Here is a 16186-nt window from a genome sequence, read left to right as displayed (position 1 = left end):
CCCCCGCCGGGCGACGCATCAAGGCAGCAGCAATTCAGGCAGGCGGCGCAGATCGTCGATGACGTCGGAAGCGCCTTCGTCCAGCAAGCGCTGGCGCTGGTCCGGCCCGTTGTGCGAAGCGCCCACGTAGCCGATGGCCCGCATGCGCGCGGCGCGGGCGGCGCGCACGCCGGGCACGCTGTCCTCCACCACCACGCAATCCAGGATGGCCGTGCGCATCTGCCGGGCCGCGTGCAGGAACACATCCGGCGCCGGCTTGCCGCGCGCCACCTGGGCCGTGCTGAAGACGTTGGGCGCGAACTCATCCCACAGGCCGACCAACTTCAAGGCGGCTTCCAGCTTGGGCGGCGTGCTGCTGGACGCCACGCAGACCTGCAGGCCGTGTTCGCGCAGCGCGCGGACTGTCTCCAGCGCGCCGGGCAACGCCCGCAGTTCCTCGCGGAAAGTCGCCTCCAGCCCGTCCGCGTACTCGCGCGCGAATCCTTCGGGCAAGCTGCGCGAATTCTCCTGCTGCAAGGTCTGCCACATATCCGCGTCGGGAATGCCGGCGAAGCGCCGTGCCGCCTCTTCAGGCGTGATGGAGATGCCGTGCGCGGCCAGCGCGCGCGACTGGGCGCGCGCCGCGATGATCTCGCTGTCGATCAGGACGCCGTCGCAGTCGAAGATGACGAGGCTGGGGGCAGGCGTATGCATATAGGCTCCACGATGGACGAGCTGCCATGATAGGCCTGCCGCATGACAAGCGCGCGCGGTCCGCGCCGCTTACATGCCGGGTCCGTTGAGCCGCCGCAAACGCGCCGCCAGGAATACCCCGCCCAAGCCGGCCGCCGCCACGATCAGCGAGGCCACCGACCAGCCGTAGCGGTCGATCGCGCCGCCCACCGCCAGCGGCCCGATCACCTGGCCCAGGCCGCTGCCCTGCATCACCAGCCCGACCGACGCCGGCGTCAGGCCCGGCCGCGGCGCCAGCAGCGGCGCGGTGCCCAGCAGCGTGGCCGGGATCAGGCCGCCCACCGCCGAGAACAGCACGCACAGCAGGAAGGTGGGCATCGCGGGCAGCACCGAGCGGAAGATCAGCAGCGCCACCGCGCCCATGATCACGCTGGCGCCGGCGATCAGCGTCGAACGCCGCCAGCCGCGCGCCAGCAGCATGCCCGCGCCCAGGTTGCCGACCACGTTGGCGGCGCTGGCGATGGCGCTGTACAGGCCGGCCGTGGCCAGCGGCAGCCCCAGCTGCTCGGTCAGCAGGACCGGCAGGAAGGTGAACAGCGCGAAGAACATCAGACTGTAGAGCGTGAACGACAGCGCCAACAGGCGCGGGCCGGGCGCGCCCAGCGTATCGACCGTGTCCTGCCGCAGCCCTTGCCACGACAGGCTGGCGCCACCGGGCGTGGCCGGCGCCAGCGCCGCCACGCAGGCCAGCGCCACCAGCACCGCCGCGCCCGCGCACCACCAGTAGGCCTGCCAGTCGGTGAACGCCTGCGAGGCAAGCATGGCGATGGCCATGCCCGCGGGCATATAGCAGCTCCACAAGGCGAACGCGAAATCGCGGGTGGATGCCGACACCATGCGCTGCAAGGCCGCCGGCCCGGCCACGGTGATCATCAGGAAACCCAGGCCCTCCACCACGCGCGAGGTCAGCAGGACGCCGTATGCCGACGCCATGGCCCCGGTCACCGAGCCCGCCGCCGTCGCCACCAGGCCGGCCAGCAGCATGCGGCGCGCGCCATAGCGGTTGATGACGCCGCCCGCGGCGATCCCGCCGACCAGGCCCAGAATGGAAAACACCGCGGCCAGCGCCCCGATGGACGCCAGGTCCAGCCCCATGTCCTTGCGCAGCAGGGGCGCGGCGATGATGACCTTGCCCACTTGCAGCGCGGCCACCACGCCCGCCCCCACGATGGCCAGCACCGCCGACCAGCGCGTTCCTTCCTTGCCCATCCTTGTCTCCCCTCATTTTCAACCCTGCCAGGATGCCAGCGCAAACCGATCCTGGTAAGTGATAATCTTTTGATGAAACCGATCGATTAAATAGATCAGCCGGCCAGATGATAGACGCCCTGACCCTCGACCAGTTGCGCGTGTTCGCCGCCGTGGCGGACGCCGGCAGTTTCCGCGCGGCCGCGCGCCGGCTGTCCCGGGTGCAATCGGCCGTCAGCCACGCCATCGCCAACATGGAAGCCCAGCTGGGCGTGACGCTGTTCGACCGCAGCGGCCACCGGCCCGTGATGACGCCGCAAGGCGAGGCCCTGCTGGCGAACGCCCGCGACATCCTGTTGCGCGTCGACGCCATGCGCGCCCGCGCCCAGGGACTGGGCGAAGGCGTGGAGCTGGAGCTGTCGCTGGCGGTGGACACCCTGTACCCGATAGCCGAAGTGGGCGCCGCCCTGAACGCCCTGCGCACGGCCTATCCTTCCGTCGCCGTCCGGGTATCCGTGCTGCCGCTGGGCGGCCCGGTAGAAGCCCTGCTGACGGGCAGCCACACGCTGGCCATCACCGCTGGAGACCATTTCCGCAATCCGCGCATCGCCATGCAGGCGCTGTCCTCGGTGCAGATGGTGGCGGTGGTCGGCGCAGGGCATGCCCTGGCGCGGCGCGTGGCCGCCGCTGCGCCGCTGAGTCCGTCGGAGCTTGCCGACCACGTACAGATCGTGCAAACGGACCCGTCCTCGCTGACGCAGGGCCGCGACTTCGCGGTGCTGTCGCCGCAAACCTGCCGCGTCAACGGCCAGGACGCCAAGCACGCGCTGATCTTGGCGGGCGTGGGCTGGGGACGCCTGCCGCTGTGGCAGGTGGAGCGCGACCTGGCCGAGGGCCGGCTGCTGCGCCTGCCCACCGACAGCCTGGGCCGCGGCAGCCAGGTCACCAGCGAAACCTACCTGGCGCACCGCATCGACCAGCCCCTGGGACCGGCCGCCCGCGTGCTCGCGGCCGCCCTGCGCGGCGCGGCCCACTAGGACTTGGCCGGCGCGGCTGGCGCGCGCGCGTAGCTCACGCCCATGCCAGCGCGCACGTCGTTCTGAATGCCGTAGGGCGGGATCGGATAGCGCAGGCCGTTGGCTGACAAGGCCTTCATGCCTTCGATGGCAATGGGCAGGTAGCGCGGCGGCATGGCCATCAGCATTTCCTCGTCGGGCACGCCGCCGTAGCGGCGCTCGGCGAAACAGGGCAAGGACAGGCTGGGCTCGCCGGTCGCCAGCGCCCGGCCCCAGGAATCCGCACAGGCGGTCTCGCCCACCACGCTCCAGTCGAAGCGCCGGTAATTCTTCCATTGCAGGCCGTTGATCAGGATGATCATCTGTCCCGGCGTGGCGTAGATCAGGCAGATGTCCGGCGGGTCCAGCCGGCCCGAGGCCAGCGGCGACACCACCAGCCCGCGGTACTTGCCCGCCGGCACACAGGACAGCGCCTCCTGGCGCGCCTGCGCGTCTTCCTGGGTAGCGTGCCAGACGCCCACGTAGTCCTCGCCGCGCTTCCAGGCCTCATCCTGCGGACCCAGTCCGATCACGGCGCGGCATTGCGCGCCGACCAGATCATCCCCGGTGATCCCCACCGTCCAGCCCAGCCTGGCGGCCATGCCGACGATCTGGTCCGTGGTGTGCGTGGCCTGCGGCCGCCGCAAGCCTTGCACCGCAGCCATGTCCTCCTCGCGCTCGTACAGCTTCATGCCGATGACAGTGGTCTTCAGGCGCAACAACTTGTTCAGGTCATCGACCAGCGATGCCCAATTCAGCCTTGTCTCTTCCATGCCCGTCCCCTGGACTGTTGTGCGCGGCCTTTGCCGCATCGCCGCAGATTGATTGCGGTCATCAAGGACTATAACGAATCGCCCGCCGGCTCCTTGATTGATCTATCGTGGAAAACGGCAATCCAGCAGGCGGCACCCCCGCAGGAAACTCTCCCCGACTCCCTAGGAGCCCACCATGAACCGTTTCGAACAGAAGACCGTCCTGGTCACCGGCGGCACCAGCGGCATCGGCCTGGCCGCGGCCCAGGCGTTCGCCGCCGAAGGCGCCCGCGTCGTCGTCACCGGCCGCGACGCGGCGGTGCTGAAACAGGTCCGCGCCAGCCTGGGCTCGCACGCCCTGGCCCTGCGCAACGACGCCGGCGCGCCGGGCGCGGCTACCGCGCTGGCCGCTGAATTACGACAGGCCGGCATCCGCCTGGACGCGGTGTTCATCAATGCCGGCGTGGCCAAGTTCGCCCCTCTGGCCGAAGCCACCGAGGCGCTCTGGGACCAGACCTTTTCGACCAACGTCAAAGGCGCCTTCTTCCAGTTGCAGGCGCTGGACCCGCTGCTCAATCCCGGCGCGTCCATCGTGCTGAACGGTTCGATCAACGCCCGCATCGGCATGCCGGCATCATCCATCTATGCCGCCAGCAAGGCCGCCCTGATCTCGCTGGCCAAGACCTTGTCGGCCGAACTGCTGCCGCGCGGCATCCGCGTCAACGTCATCAGCCCCGGCCCTGTCGCGACGCCGATCTACGACAAGCTGGGCCTGGACGCCGCGGCGCTGGAAAAGACCGCCGCCAGCATTCGCGCCCAGGTGCCGCTGGGCCGCTTCGGCACGCCGCAGGAAATCGCCTCGACGGTGCTGCATCTGGCGTCGCCGGAGTCGGCCTTCATCGTGGGCACGGAGATCATTGCGGACGGGGGCATGAGCCAGTTGTAGGGCCGTCCGGAAGGCAGGACAGCCCAGCAGCCGGCAGCCCGGACCTAGGCGCCGATGGACCGCAGCGCGCGCTTGCAGATGCGCTGCGTCGCCTCGGCCGGATTGCCCTTGGACCAGCGCGCGCAGACGCCGCGCACCCAGTCCGGCTGGTCCTTGCTGGCGTCGTTCAGCCAATTCGCCACCGAATCCTGCACATAGACGGCGGGATCGGCCCGCAATGGTTCCAGCAAGGACAGCGCCCGGCCGGGATCGGCCTTCAGCGCCGCGATATGCGCGCACCAGACGCCGCGCGGCCGCAAGCATTCGCTGGCGAAACGCCGCAAGCGCTCGGACGGGTCTGCCGTCCAGGGCAGCAGCAGCTGCACCGCCGCATCCAGTTCCAACGCCAATTGCGGCCGTACCGCCAGCCAGGCCCATTCCCGCACGCCGAAATGCGCATCGTCGGCCAGCGGCCGGATCATCGCCAGGCGCTGCTTTTGCGTCAGGTCCGGCAACGTTCCGACCATGAAGCAGGCCCAGCCCCGCACGGTGTCCGAGCGATGCGTCTTCAACTGCTTGAAGGCGTCGGCGCCCTGGCGCTCCAGCAGTATCTGCGCCGCCAGCGCCATGCGCTTGGAGATGCCCAGCCCCGCCTGGGCGCGCAACGCGGCGACCGCCTCGGCCCCGGCCTGCGGCGCGGCCGCCTGCATCAGCGCGGCAAAGTCCACGGCCAGGCATTCGGTCAGGTTGCTTGCCGGTTCGCCGGCATTCAACTGCGCCAGGCGTTCGGCGCTTATGTCCTTCACGCCGCGGCCCGTGGGCGCGGAGGTTGCGGTCTTGCTCATTGTTCAGTCTCCTGCGCCGTGGCGCGGCCCGCGTCCGTGCCTAGCCAGATCTTGCCCAGCAACTCGCGCAGTCGCGCCTGCTCCGGGCCGCTCAGGCCAGAGAACAACGAAGCTATCCAGTCCGTGTGCTCCTGCAGCAGCTTGCCGGCCTCGGCCCTGCCCTTGGCGCTGAGCTTCACGATAATCTTGCGCCGGTCGTCCTTGCCGGCGCGCCGCGACACGAAGCCGTCGCGCTCCAGGCCGTCCAGCAGCCCTGTGACGGTGGCGCGCGTAACGCCCGCGCCTTCCGCCAGCTCGTGCGGCGACAGGCCGTCCGGCTGTTCATGCAACAGGAACAGCAGCACGAACTTGCCTTCCGACAATTGCCGCGGCGCCAGCCGCGCCGCGCAGTCGCGGTCGATGGCGCCGGCAAGCGACAGCAGTTGAAAGCAAAGGCCGATGCCGCTCGCCGACGGCAGCCCGCGCCGGGCGGCAACGTCGAGCAGCGCGCGGTGCTTGGGTTCGAGCATGTGTTGCGTGTCGTGCATGGGCTTGGCTCTTTGAGGCGTTCAAGCGCCAGATAGTAAGGCACCTAATTATATCTCTGCAAGCCCTTCACTGCGTACAAGCCGCTATCACTCCACCCGCCTCCAACATAGCCCGCTGAAGCCATTCTCCGCCCTCTTCGCGCGACCGCCACTACGGCCGCGAGACCCTGGTGTACTCGCTAGCGCGACCGTCCGCTCAATCCGGCCTATGATTGCCGGCCTGAACCCGCCGCCCGTCGGCGATCCGTCTTCCGCCTCATCCCCACAGACCTCCGCCATGAACTACCCCGTGCTCCCCGCCTCGGAATTCTCCGCCGCCCGCGTCGTGCCCGAGCTGCTGGTTTCGGACATCGGCAAGAGCCTGCATTTCTGGTGCGGGCTCTGCGGCTTCTCGATAGCCTACGATCGGCCCGAGGACCACTTCGCCTATCTGGACAAGCACGGTTCCCAGGTCATGCTGGAGGAATACGGCCACGGCAGGAACTGGATCACCGGCCCGCTGGAAGCGCCGCTGGGCCGCGGGATCAATCTGCAGATCGAAGTGCCCGCGATCGCGCCTATCGTCGATGCCTTGCGCAGCGCCGGCTGGCCGTTGTACATGGAGCCCGAGGAGAAGTGGTATCGCGCCGACGCCAGCGAGGTCGGCGTGCAGCAGTTCCTGGTGCAGGATCCCGATGGTTATCTGCTGCGCTTTTCGGCGGGACTGGGCAGGCGCCCCATTGCGGCCGCCGTCTGAATGGTGCGCCTGGTCTAGGACAGGCCTGCATGATGCCCCAATCCGGGAGGGGCCTGCATGACGTGACGCCCCCAGTCCGGGAGAGGCCAGCCGGCCGCCCCCGGACCGCGTCCCTATCGGTACAGCACCGTGGGCAGCCACATGCCGATGCCCGGGAACATATACAGCAGGAAGATCGCCACCACCTGGATGCCCATGAACGGCATCATGCCCAGGAAGATCTGGTTCAGCGTCACGTGCGGCGGCGAGACGCCCTTCAGGTAGAAGGCCGACATGGCGACCGGCGGCGAAAGGAATGCAGTCTGCAGATTCAGCGCCACCAGCAGGCCGAAGAACAGCGGGTCTATGCCGAAGGTGTTGAGCAGCGGCACGAAGATGGGCATGAAGATCACGATGATCTCGGTCCATTCCAGCGGCCAGCCCAGCAGGAAGATGATGACCTGCGCCAGCAGCAGGAACTGCAATGGCGTCAGCCCCAACGACAGCACCCATTCCTCGATGATGGCCTGCCCGCCCAACAGCGCGAACGCGGCCGAGAAGATCGATGAACCGACGAACAGCCAGCACACCATGGCGCTGGTCTTGGCCGTGAGGAACACCGATTCGCGCAGCACGGGCAGGTTCAGGCGGCGGTACGCCAGCGCCAGCAGCGCGCCGCCCATGGCGCCCATGGCGGCGGCCTCGCTGGGCGTGGCCAGACCGAAGGCGATGGAGCCCAGCACCGCCGCGATCATCACGGCCAGCGGAAAGAACGAGCCCATCAGCATCTTGAAGATTTCCAGCCGCGACCAGGTCAACACCGCGTAGAAGACCGCCAGGATCGCCGCGCATATCGCCGCGAAGATCCAGAAGCCCTTGGGCGCGGCGATGCTCTCGTCGGCTTGCCCCGCGGCTGGCGCGGCGGCAAGGGCTTGCGGCGCGGCAGCCGTAGCAGCGCCTGCCCCGGCCGGCGTGCCGGGCGGCTCGGTCAGTCCGCCCGCCGCCGGCTCGTTCGAGGGAGGCTCGGACAGCCCGCCCGCCGGGTCGTTCAAGGGCGGCTCGGCCAGCGCGTCCGACGGAGGCTCCGCCAAGCCATCTCCCGGCGGCTCGCTCAGCCCCGAATCGAAGCCTCCCGAGGAGCCCAGCTGCAGTTCGGCGGGGATGTCGTACACCACTGCGGGCCGCGTCGTCGCCTGGTAGACCACGGCCACCAGCAACACCGTGACCGCCAGCGGCGCCAGCGCCAGTGCCATGTTGCGCATGAGGAAGCCGAACGGCACGTCCTGGTTGCGGCGCCCCTTGAACAGGGACGCCACCATACCCGACAGCGCGCGCGTGTACCCGCCCGCGGCCAGCGCCGCCGATTCCGCGGACAGGGGCACGCCACGCTCTTCCTTGGGCAAGGGCGGCGCCATGTCCGGCCGCAGCTTGGCGACGATGATCACGTAGACCATGTACAGCACGGCCAGCATGATGCCCGGGAACAACGCCCCGGCGTACAGCTGCACCACGGACACGCCAGTCGTCGCGCCATACACGATCAGCATCACCGAGGGCGGCAGCAGAATGCCCAGGCAGCCGCCCGCCGTGATGGCGCCCGCGGTCAGGCGCACGCTGTAGCCAGCCTTCAGCATGGCGGGCATAGCCAGCAGGCCCATCAGCGTGACCACCGCGCCGACGATGCCCGTGGCGGTGGCGAAGATCGCGCAGGTCGCCAGCGTGGCCACGGCCAGCGCGCCGGGCAGGCGCGCCAGGGCCAGGTGCATGGAGCGGAACAGCTTCTCGATGAGGTTGGCGCGTTCGACCAGATAGCCCATGAACACGAACAGCGGAATCGAAATCAGCGAGTCGTTGGTCATCGTGGCGTAGGTCCGCTGCACCATCAGGTCCAGCGTCTGCCCCACTGAACGGCCCGCGTCCGCGCTCTGCATGTAGTACGCCAGGAAGGTGAACAGCACCCCCATGCCCATCAGCGTGAAGGCGGTGGGAAATCCCAGCATGATGGCCACCACGATCAGCGCCAGCATCAGGAGGCCGATGTGTCCGGTGGTCAGATGGTCCCAGGGCGTCAGGAACGCGATCATCAGCAGCACCAGCGCGATGCAAGACAGGCCGAACCAAAGCGCTTTGTGGATCTTCATGCGCGCGGCTCCCCGGAAGTGACGTAGCGGTCCAGCTTGGCGATGTCCTCGTCCTTGACGTGCACCATTTTCTTGAGCTTATCGACGTCCACTTCCTCGACGTCCTCGGCCCGCGAGGGCCAGGCGCCGCGCCGCAGGCACAGCACGCAACGCAGCACTTCCGCCACGCCCTGCATGAGCAGCACCGCGCCCGCGAGCGGAATGAAGGCCTTGAAGGGATAGATGGGCGGCCCGTTGGCCATCAGCGAGGAGTGCTCGCGGATGGCGATGGAATAGCCGGCGTAGTACCAGCCCGCCCAGACCAGCGCGATCACGCCGGGAAAGAAAAAGACGATGTACAGGATCAGGTCCAGCGTCGCCTGCACCCGAGGCGGCAGAAAGCCGTACAGGATGTCGCCGCGCACATGGCCGTTCTTGGCCAGGGTATAGGCCCCCGCCATCATGAAGAGGATGCCGTAATACATCATCTGCATGTCGAAGGCCCAGGCGCTGGGCTGGTTCCACAGGTAGCGCGCGGCCACCTCCCAGCAGATGTGCAGTGTCAGGATGACGATCAGCCAGGCGAAAGCCTGCCCGACGAAAGTGGAGATACGGTCTATGAAACGTATGATTCGGATCATCTCGCTTCCAGGTCAAGACGCATGGCGTCCCGCCGCGCCCGGAAAGGCGCTAGGCGTGGAATACGGAGGCGCCGCCCCCTTGAGGAAGCCCGCGCCAGCACGGCGCGGGGCGGGTCTCAAGCCTGCTTCGCGGTGCGCGAGAAGTAGTGGTTGTAGGCCATGCGGTAATTGACCGTGGTGTCCCCGTTCCAGCGCCCTACCCGCTCGGCGAAGGCGCGCTGCGAATCCAGCACCTTCTTGAACAAGGGGTTCTCGGCCGAACGCTTCGCGATCATCTCGTCCCAGATCTTGAGCTGCTGCTGCAGGATGGCGTCGGGCGTCTTGTAGAACTTGACGTTGTGGTCCTTCTGCAGCTTGATGTAGTCCTGCGAATAGCGGTTCGCCGCCTTCCAGGACATGTCCGCGCTGGAGGCCTGCGCGGCATAACCCAGGATGTGCTTCAAGTGTTCCGGCAGCGCGTCGTACTTGGCTTTGTTGAACAGGATCTCGAACTGCTCCGCGCTCTGGTGGAAGCTCTGCAGCATGCAGATCTTGGACACGTCCTGGAAGCCCAGCGCCAGGTCCGACGAGGCATTGTTGAACTCCGCGCCGTCCAGCAGCCCGCGGTCCAGCGCCGGCACGATTTCGCCGCCGGGCAGCGCGTTCACCGCCGCGCCCATGGCCGTGTACATGTCGATCGCCAGGCCCACGGTGCGGAACTTCAGACCCTTCACGTCCTCCGCCTTGGTGATCGGCCGCTTGAACCAGCCGAAGGGCTGGGTCGGCATCGGGCCGTACATCAGCGACACCACGTTCACGCCCATGGCCTTCTGGATCTCGACCAGCAATTCCTTGCCGCCGCCGTACTCGTGCCAGGCAAGCAGCATGTTGGCGTCCATGCCGAAGGACGGGCCCGACCCCCACAGCGCCACCGCCGTGTTCTTGCCGTACCAGTACGCGACCACGCCATGGCCGCCGTCCAGCGTGCCCGCGGACACCGCGTCCAGCAGATCGAAGGCCTTGACCACCGCGCCAGCCGGCAGCACTTCGATCTTCAACTGGCCGCCGGCCATGTCGTTGACCTTCTGCGCGTAGTCGCGGGCGAACTCGTGGAAGATGTCGTTGGCGGGCCAGGTGCTCTGGAAGCGCAGGGAAACCGGAGCGTTCTGCGCGCGCGCGACTGCCGGGAATCCCAGCGCGGCGGCTCCGGCCACGGCAGCGCCGGAGATGAACTTGCGGCGGGGTTTTGTAACGTGTTGCATGGCGTGTTGTCTCCTGGGTGGACTACATGGACCAGCTCATAGTTACTGCTGCAGCGTGGATGCGGGACCGCAAGACCTGCCGCGGACTCCCGACGGCGCGTTTGGGGATGACGCGCAACCGTGTGCTGATTAAACCTTTCTGACTATTTGCTGACAATCAGCTTCTTGTCAGGAATTACCCTAGAAGGAGGACTAGGCCCAAGGTTGGATGCAATCCGAAGGGGGACTGAAAGCGCGGCGATACAAGGCCCCGCGCTACTATCGGGGGACTGAAATCGACAAGGTTGAGGATGAATCAAGCACAGCGTGCCGATAAACGCCGCCGGATTCCGCGCAAGGCCTGGGCCCTGGCCGCGCTCGCTGCAGGCGCCGTCGGCTTCTATTTCTGGAAGGAATCGCCCCTCGGGCCGGGCCTGAGCGAAAGCAAGGTCCGCAAGATTCTGGTCGAGGCCATGGCCACGCCCACCAACGCGCCGGACAGCGCCTGCGTCAGCATCCTGGGCGTGCGGCCCCTGCCCAGCGACGTGTACAACGCCTTCCTCGAAGACCAGGACAAGATCGTGCAGGGACTGGTCAAGCACCAGCTCATCACCGTGACGCCCATCGAGCCGGACGGCCAGGGCGCGTCATCGAAACAGGCGCAAGATCCCGAGGACGCGGCCAGCCGCGTCGAGCTGACCGACAAGGGCAAGGCCTTCTATACGGATGGCGAGGCCCGCGTCGGCCGCAACCTGATCTATACGGCCAGGTTTTGCGCCCCGGGCCTGCAGGTCGGCAAGATCCTCACCTACACCAAGCCCGCCAAGAATCCCTTCGACGACAACCCCAACGACGTGTCGGCCGTGAAGTTCGAATGGCGGCTGGACCGCGCCACCGCCGGCTGGGCGGCGGATCCCGTGTTCCATCCCTGGATCTCGGGCTTCCCGTCGGACTACCGGCCCGAGGAATGGGAAACCCGTTACATCATGCTGGAAAGAAAGGACGGCGTCTGGGGCCTGGGCGACAACCCCTACGCGATCCGCTGGTAGGAACGCCGGCTAGCCGGCGGCCTTGCCCGCCGGCCGCCGCACCGACCGCAGCTTTCCGCTTTCGCCGCCGCCGCAGAAGAAGCGGTCCGCGCCGTCCGATTCCAGCCCCGATACGAACACGCCGGCCGGCAGGTCCACGCTTTGCAGCAGCGCGCCGGTTTGCGGGTCCAGCTGGCGCAGATCGCTCTTGTCGTCTTCCCAGGTGCCATGCCAAAGCTCTCCATCCACCCAGGTCACGCCGGTGACATAGCGATTGGATTCGATGGTGCGCAGCACCCGGCCGGTCTCGGGATCCAGCTGATGGAGCTTGCGTTCGCGGTACACGCCCACCCACAGGCTGCCCTCGGCCCAGGCCATGCCGGAAGCGCCGCCGCCGTCCGGCAGGGGAATGGTCGCCAGGATGCGGCCGCTTTCCAGTTCCACCTTCACGATGGCGCCGTTGGAAATCTGATAGATGTGCTTGCCGTCGAAGGCCGTGCCCGCGTTGCAGACGAGGTTGATGGAATCCACGGTGCTGCCGCTTTCGGGGTCCAGCGCGACTAGCTTGTCGCCGGTAGCGAACCATACCCGGCGGCCGTCATAGGTGACCCCGTGCACGGCTTTCACGCCTGGAAAAGGACCGTACTCGCGGATGATCTGGGCTTGCGTCTGTTTCATGTCGGTATCCTTGGACTGAAGTTCGAGCCTTCATCCTAGTCGCCGGTCAGCGCGGCCGGGAGTAACAAGGTTGTCGTGAATCCCGGCACTGGCGGGGTCATCCAGCGGCGCGCCGGCCCCTGTCCGCGAGCCTGCGCCTTGCCCGCCGCCGCCAGCGCGTCGAGCGCGCGCTGCACCGTGCGCTGGCTGGCGCCCATCGCCAGCGCCAGGGCCGAACTGGACCAGGCTTCGCCATCGGCCAGAAAGGCCAGGACCGCCCCCTGGTCCCTGTCGCCCTCCTCGACCGGCCGGGCCAGCACGGCGACCTGCCTGCCCTCCCGCGGCTTCAGCGCAAAGCCGCCGCGTTCCGCCGCGATGCCGGCGACGCCGCGCAACGCCGCGCGCAAGCGCCCGATCTCGACGCGTAGGCGCGCGCGGTGCGTCTCGTCGAAATACGTGGTTCGGAACGCCTGCGCGATGAGCGTTTCCCTGGGCGCCGCCTGCGGCCAGGCCTCGGCCAGGACCCGCGCCAGCGCGAACAGCACCGGCCGGCTGGCCAGCGCGACCGCCTTGCCCTCGCCGCGCACCGCATGACGGCAGGCGTCCACCACCAGCGCGTCGGACGCCAGCAGCGCTTCCACTTCATCCAGCAGGATGGGCCGCTGCTCGCCCTGCGCAATCAGGCGCGCGGCGGGCGTGTTCAACACCAGCGAGGCGCTTTCGACTTCGGCCATCAGGGCGGGAATGGCGGCGCCGCGGGCGGCCAGTTCCGCCTGGGTCAGCGCGGCGCGCGCCGGTCCCGTGCGCAAGCGCCGCAAGGCGATACCGGCCGTGATCAATTCGTGGATGGCGCGCGACGCCGGCGCCAGGACGGTTGGATCCAGCGTGCCCAGCGTGGCCTCGGCGCGGTCCAGCTGTCCGACCAGCAATTCGCGCCGCGCCTGCAGATGCCGCGCGTGCGCGGCATTGGCCGGATCGCCGTGGGCATCCAAGGCGGCCCGCGCGGTCTCCAGCGCCTTCTCAGGCCAGGCGAGATCCCGCGACACCAGGGCGATCTCGGCCTCGGCCACCACGCACCTGGCCCGGGCCAGCACATTCCTGGAATCGAAGCCCTTGGCCGCGCTGCGCAGCAGGGCCTTGGCACGGCGGAACTCGCCCAGCTGCGCCATGGCGATGCCGCGCAACGCCAGCGCGGGCGCGTCGTCGCGCAAGGCCACGAAGTTGAGGGCGCCCAATGGGTCGCCCGCGGCCAGTGCCCGCGCCGCCGAGGTGATCAGAACATCCATGGAAATCCCGCCACTGCCGCCGCTCCCGCCGTCCCCAGACCGGAGCCTAATCTACCATCTGGCGGATCCGCGCAAGCAGGTCCGGCCGGCGGAAATGCCGCTGCGCACCGTTCAGGTGCGCGATTCCCCGGCGGCGGACTCCCCTGCCATGGGCGGGAAAGTCACCGTCAACGCCACGCCCACGCCGTGCAGGCCCGTGTCGAGGTCCACCCGGGCGCCGTGCTGCTGCGCGATCTGCGCCACCAGCGACAGGCCGATGCCGCTGCCGCCCGGGGCGCTGCCCGCGGCGCGGTAGAAGCGATCGAACACGCGCGCGCGTTCGGTCGGCGCGATGCCGGGACCGTCGTCGGCCACGCGCAGGCAAACGCCGCCATCCGCCAAGGGGCCGCAGGACACGGCGATCTGGCCGCCGCTCTGCGTATAGCGCACGGCATTGTCCAGCAGGTTGCGGACCAGCACGCCCAGGGCGTCCAGCCGCCCCCGGACCGCGCAGGGCTGCACGTCCAGCTGGATGCGCAACTGCTTGCGAGTGGCGTCCGTTTCCCAATCGCGCACCAGCATGACGAGCAGCGCATCCAGCTCGACCGGTTCGGGCGCGTCGGCGCTGGCGCTCAGGGCATCCATGCGCGCCTGGTCCAGCAGTTGTTCCGACAGGCGCGAGGTGCGCTGAGCCACCTGGCGCAGCTTCTCGATGGCGGCCGGGGCGTCGCCGGATCCGGCGCTGCGGGCCACCAGTTCCGCGTGCGCGCTCAAGGCGGCCAGCGGGGTACGCAGCTCGTGCGCCGCATCCTCCAGAAAGCGGCGCTCGCGGTCCATGCCGCCCTTCACCCGCAGCAGCAGCTGATTGATGGAGCGGATGAAGGGGCGCAATTCGCCGGGCATGCCGGCCATGGGCAGCGGCGCCAGGTCGAACGGGCCGCGCCGCGCAATGGCCGCGCCCGCGCGGTCGACCTTGCGGAACGCGCGGCCCACCACCATCCAGCTCACCACGGCCAGCAGCGCGAACAGCACGGACACGATGACCAACCCGCGCTTCAGGCTGTACAGCGACTGGGCGCGCAATTCGCTCTGGGGCCTGGCCACCTGCACCTGCACGCGTCCGCCGGCATCGCTGATCGCGTAGACGCGCCAGTCGACCCCATCGGCCGACACGTCGGAATAGCCGTCCTGGAAACCGCCGCTCAGCGGCTCGCCGGGAGACTCGGGCGAACGCAGCAGCAGCCGGCGGTCGGCCAGCGACCACAGGTGAAAGCGCACCTTGTCGCCATCGACGCGGCTGGACGCGGGCGGCGTGAAGCGCTCGGACGGCGCCTCGTTGCCGAGCAGGCTGACCGGCAGGGACGCCAGCATCTGGCTGGCGGCGTCGTGCAGCCACTGGTCGCGCGCGCCCGTCTGCGAGCGCGCGGTTTCGTACTGCTGGAAGGCGAACACCGCGATCCAGGACAGGGTCATGGTCAGCAGCAGCGTCAGCGTCAGCTGCCTGCGCAGGGTCTTCATTCGGATCCGGCCTCGATACGGTAGCCCAGGCCATGGACCGTGGCGATCAGCTTGTCGCCCAGTTTGCGGCGCAGTTGATGGATGTAGACCGCCACCGTGTTGCTTTCGATGGCGCCGCTGTCGCCGTAGACCGCGGCCTCCAGCTGTTCGCGGCTGACGGTATGGCCGGTGCGCTCCATGAGCGCCAGCAGGGTCCGGTATTCATGCGCGCTGAGGCTGACTTCGACACCGTCGCGGGTCACCACCCGTCTGGCGGGCTCCAGCGTCACGTCGCGGCAACGCAGCGCCGACACCACCGCGTTGCTGCTGCGCCGGACCACGGCGCGCAGCCGGGCCTGCAGTTCGTCGAGCTGGAAGGGTTTGACGATGTAGTCGTCGGCGCCCGCGTCCAGGCCCTGCACCCGTTCGCTCAAGCGGTCGCGCGCGGTCAGGATCAGGACGGGCGTGGCGTCGTAGCGCGCACGCAATTGCTTCAGCACCGTCAGCCCGCTGCCATCGGGCAGCCCCAAGTCCAGCAGCACGGCATTGAAGCCATGCTCGACCAGGGCCAGCCGGGCCTGCGCGACGTCGCGCACCCACTGCACGTCCGCGCCCGACTGCGTCAGGCTGGTGTGCACGGCGTCGCCCAGCATGGCGTCGTCTTCCACTAGCAGGACACGCAAGAAAGCTCCAGGACAGTCATCGATGCCGCAGCATGCCGGCACCGTTTTAAGAATTCGTTAAAGCCCCGCCCGGACGGTGCGGGACGGCAGCGGCACATTCTAAACGTTTGAGAAAGCGTGCTTGACCATACTTGTATATACGAGTTAAACCATCCCTTCTCTCTCTCTCCCACCGAGGAGCATCGATGCGTCGTCTTCCGGCAGTTGAAGTTCGCGTTTTGAGAGGTTTTCCGCGCAGGCTCGCGGGACCGCTGTTGCTGGCGCTGGCGGCGGCCCTGCCTGCCGCGCCCGCCCTGTCCGCCGCATCCGCGGCGCCCGCCCCGGCCGCCCCGGCCG

Annotated in this window: 16 protein-coding genes; 4 read left to right on the top strand and 12 right to left on the bottom strand. The window is 68.4% G+C overall.

The genetic code is table 11. The features are described 5' to 3' along the window. Positions 1–18: 18 nt before the first annotated feature. Both HWY37_RS13070 and HWY37_RS13065 read right to left on the bottom strand, forming a co-directional pair. Entirely contained in the window at positions 19–693 is a 675-nt protein-coding gene (locus HWY37_RS13070) for an HAD family hydrolase (protein ID WP_176088798.1), read from the bottom strand. A 69-nt stretch (positions 694–762) separates the two neighbouring features. Next, a complete protein-coding gene (locus tag HWY37_RS13065; RefSeq protein WP_176088797.1) occupies positions 763–1941 on the bottom strand; it encodes an MFS transporter in 1179 nt (392 codons plus the stop codon). A gap of 107 nt (positions 1942–2048) precedes the next feature. Here HWY37_RS13065 and HWY37_RS13060 point away from each other — a divergent pair, with 107 nt between their 5' ends. Then, positions 2049–2957, top strand: coding sequence for a LysR family transcriptional regulator (locus HWY37_RS13060; RefSeq protein ID WP_176088796.1), 909 nt, complete (start codon positions 2049–2051; stop codon positions 2955–2957). Here the strand turns inward: HWY37_RS13060 and HWY37_RS13055 are convergent. Continuing rightward, a complete protein-coding gene (locus HWY37_RS13055; RefSeq protein ID WP_176088795.1) occupies positions 2954–3748 on the bottom strand; it encodes a DUF169 domain-containing protein in 795 nt (264 codons plus the stop codon). The genes HWY37_RS13060 and HWY37_RS13055 overlap by 4 nt on opposite strands. A 175-nt stretch (positions 3749–3923) precedes the next feature. Here HWY37_RS13055 and HWY37_RS13050 point away from each other — a divergent pair, with 175 nt between their 5' ends. Beyond that, complete coding sequence (locus tag HWY37_RS13050; RefSeq protein ID WP_176088794.1) at positions 3924–4673, top strand: SDR family oxidoreductase; 750 nt, start codon at positions 3924–3926, stop codon at positions 4671–4673. A 44-nt stretch (positions 4674–4717) separates the two neighbouring features. Here HWY37_RS13050 and HWY37_RS13045 read toward each other — a convergent pair whose 3' ends face one another. Further along, on the bottom strand, positions 4718–5497 hold the full coding sequence (locus tag HWY37_RS13045) for a DNA alkylation repair protein (protein ID WP_176088793.1): 780 nt from the start codon (positions 5495–5497) through the stop codon (positions 4718–4720). After that, positions 5494–6024 (bottom strand): MarR family winged helix-turn-helix transcriptional regulator, encoded by a 531-nt coding sequence (locus HWY37_RS13040; protein WP_246302279.1) that lies wholly within the window; start codon positions 6022–6024, stop codon positions 5494–5496. The genes HWY37_RS13045 and HWY37_RS13040 overlap by 4 nt, the downstream gene beginning before the upstream one ends. A gap of 277 nt (positions 6025–6301) precedes the next feature. Between HWY37_RS13040 and HWY37_RS13035 the strand changes: the two genes are divergently transcribed. Further along, positions 6302–6760: a bleomycin resistance protein gene (locus tag HWY37_RS13035; protein WP_176088792.1), complete on the top strand. Its 459-nt coding sequence runs from the start codon at positions 6302–6304 to the stop codon at positions 6758–6760. 113 nt (positions 6761–6873) lie between these two features. On the opposite strand, the gene HWY37_RS13030 is transcribed toward HWY37_RS13035, so the two are convergent. From HWY37_RS13030 to HWY37_RS13020, 3 genes are all read right to left on the bottom strand, one after another. Beyond that, the gene (locus tag HWY37_RS13030; RefSeq protein ID WP_175208470.1) at positions 6874–8880 is read right to left on the bottom strand and encodes a TRAP transporter large permease; all 2007 of its coding nucleotides are present in this window, start codon (positions 8878–8880) and stop codon (positions 6874–6876) included. Then, positions 8877–9500, bottom strand: coding sequence for a TRAP transporter small permease subunit (locus tag HWY37_RS13025; RefSeq protein WP_175208471.1), 624 nt, complete (start codon positions 9498–9500; stop codon positions 8877–8879). Before HWY37_RS13025 ends, HWY37_RS13030 begins: the two co-directional genes overlap by 4 nt. Positions 9501–9616: 116 nt before the next feature. Beyond that, positions 9617–10741, bottom strand: coding sequence for a TRAP transporter substrate-binding protein (locus tag HWY37_RS13020; protein ID WP_175208472.1), 1125 nt, complete (start codon positions 10739–10741; stop codon positions 9617–9619). A gap of 290 nt (positions 10742–11031) precedes the next feature. Here HWY37_RS13020 and HWY37_RS13015 point away from each other — a divergent pair, with 290 nt between their 5' ends. After that, positions 11032–11769, top strand: coding sequence for a hypothetical protein (locus tag HWY37_RS13015; RefSeq protein WP_175208473.1), 738 nt, complete (start codon positions 11032–11034; stop codon positions 11767–11769). Between the two features lie 9 nt (positions 11770–11778). Here HWY37_RS13015 and HWY37_RS13010 read toward each other — a convergent pair whose 3' ends face one another. From HWY37_RS13010 to HWY37_RS12995, 4 genes are all read right to left on the bottom strand, one after another. Next, entirely contained in the window at positions 11779–12426 is a 648-nt protein-coding gene (locus HWY37_RS13010) for a Vgb family protein (RefSeq protein WP_175208474.1), read from the bottom strand. 35 nt (positions 12427–12461) lie between these two features. Then, complete coding sequence (locus HWY37_RS13005) at positions 12462–13691, bottom strand: helix-turn-helix domain-containing protein (RefSeq protein WP_176088791.1); 1230 nt, start codon at positions 13689–13691, stop codon at positions 12462–12464. Positions 13692–13802: 111 nt separating this feature from the next. Continuing rightward, positions 13803–15188, bottom strand: coding sequence for an ATP-binding protein (locus tag HWY37_RS13000; protein WP_176088790.1), 1386 nt, complete (start codon positions 15186–15188; stop codon positions 13803–13805). Further along, positions 15185–15850, bottom strand: coding sequence for a response regulator transcription factor (locus HWY37_RS12995; protein WP_175208477.1), 666 nt, complete (start codon positions 15848–15850; stop codon positions 15185–15187). The genes HWY37_RS13000 and HWY37_RS12995 overlap by 4 nt, the downstream gene beginning before the upstream one ends. Positions 15851–16186 lie beyond the last annotated feature (336 nt).

It is taken from the genome of Achromobacter anxifer (genome assembly GCF_903652925.1).
Taxonomy (GTDB): domain Bacteria; phylum Pseudomonadota; class Gammaproteobacteria; order Burkholderiales; family Burkholderiaceae_B; genus Achromobacter; species Achromobacter anxifer.
The sequence above is the reverse complement of the archived record's forward strand: the minus strand, read 5'-3'. Positions and strand labels throughout refer to the sequence as shown.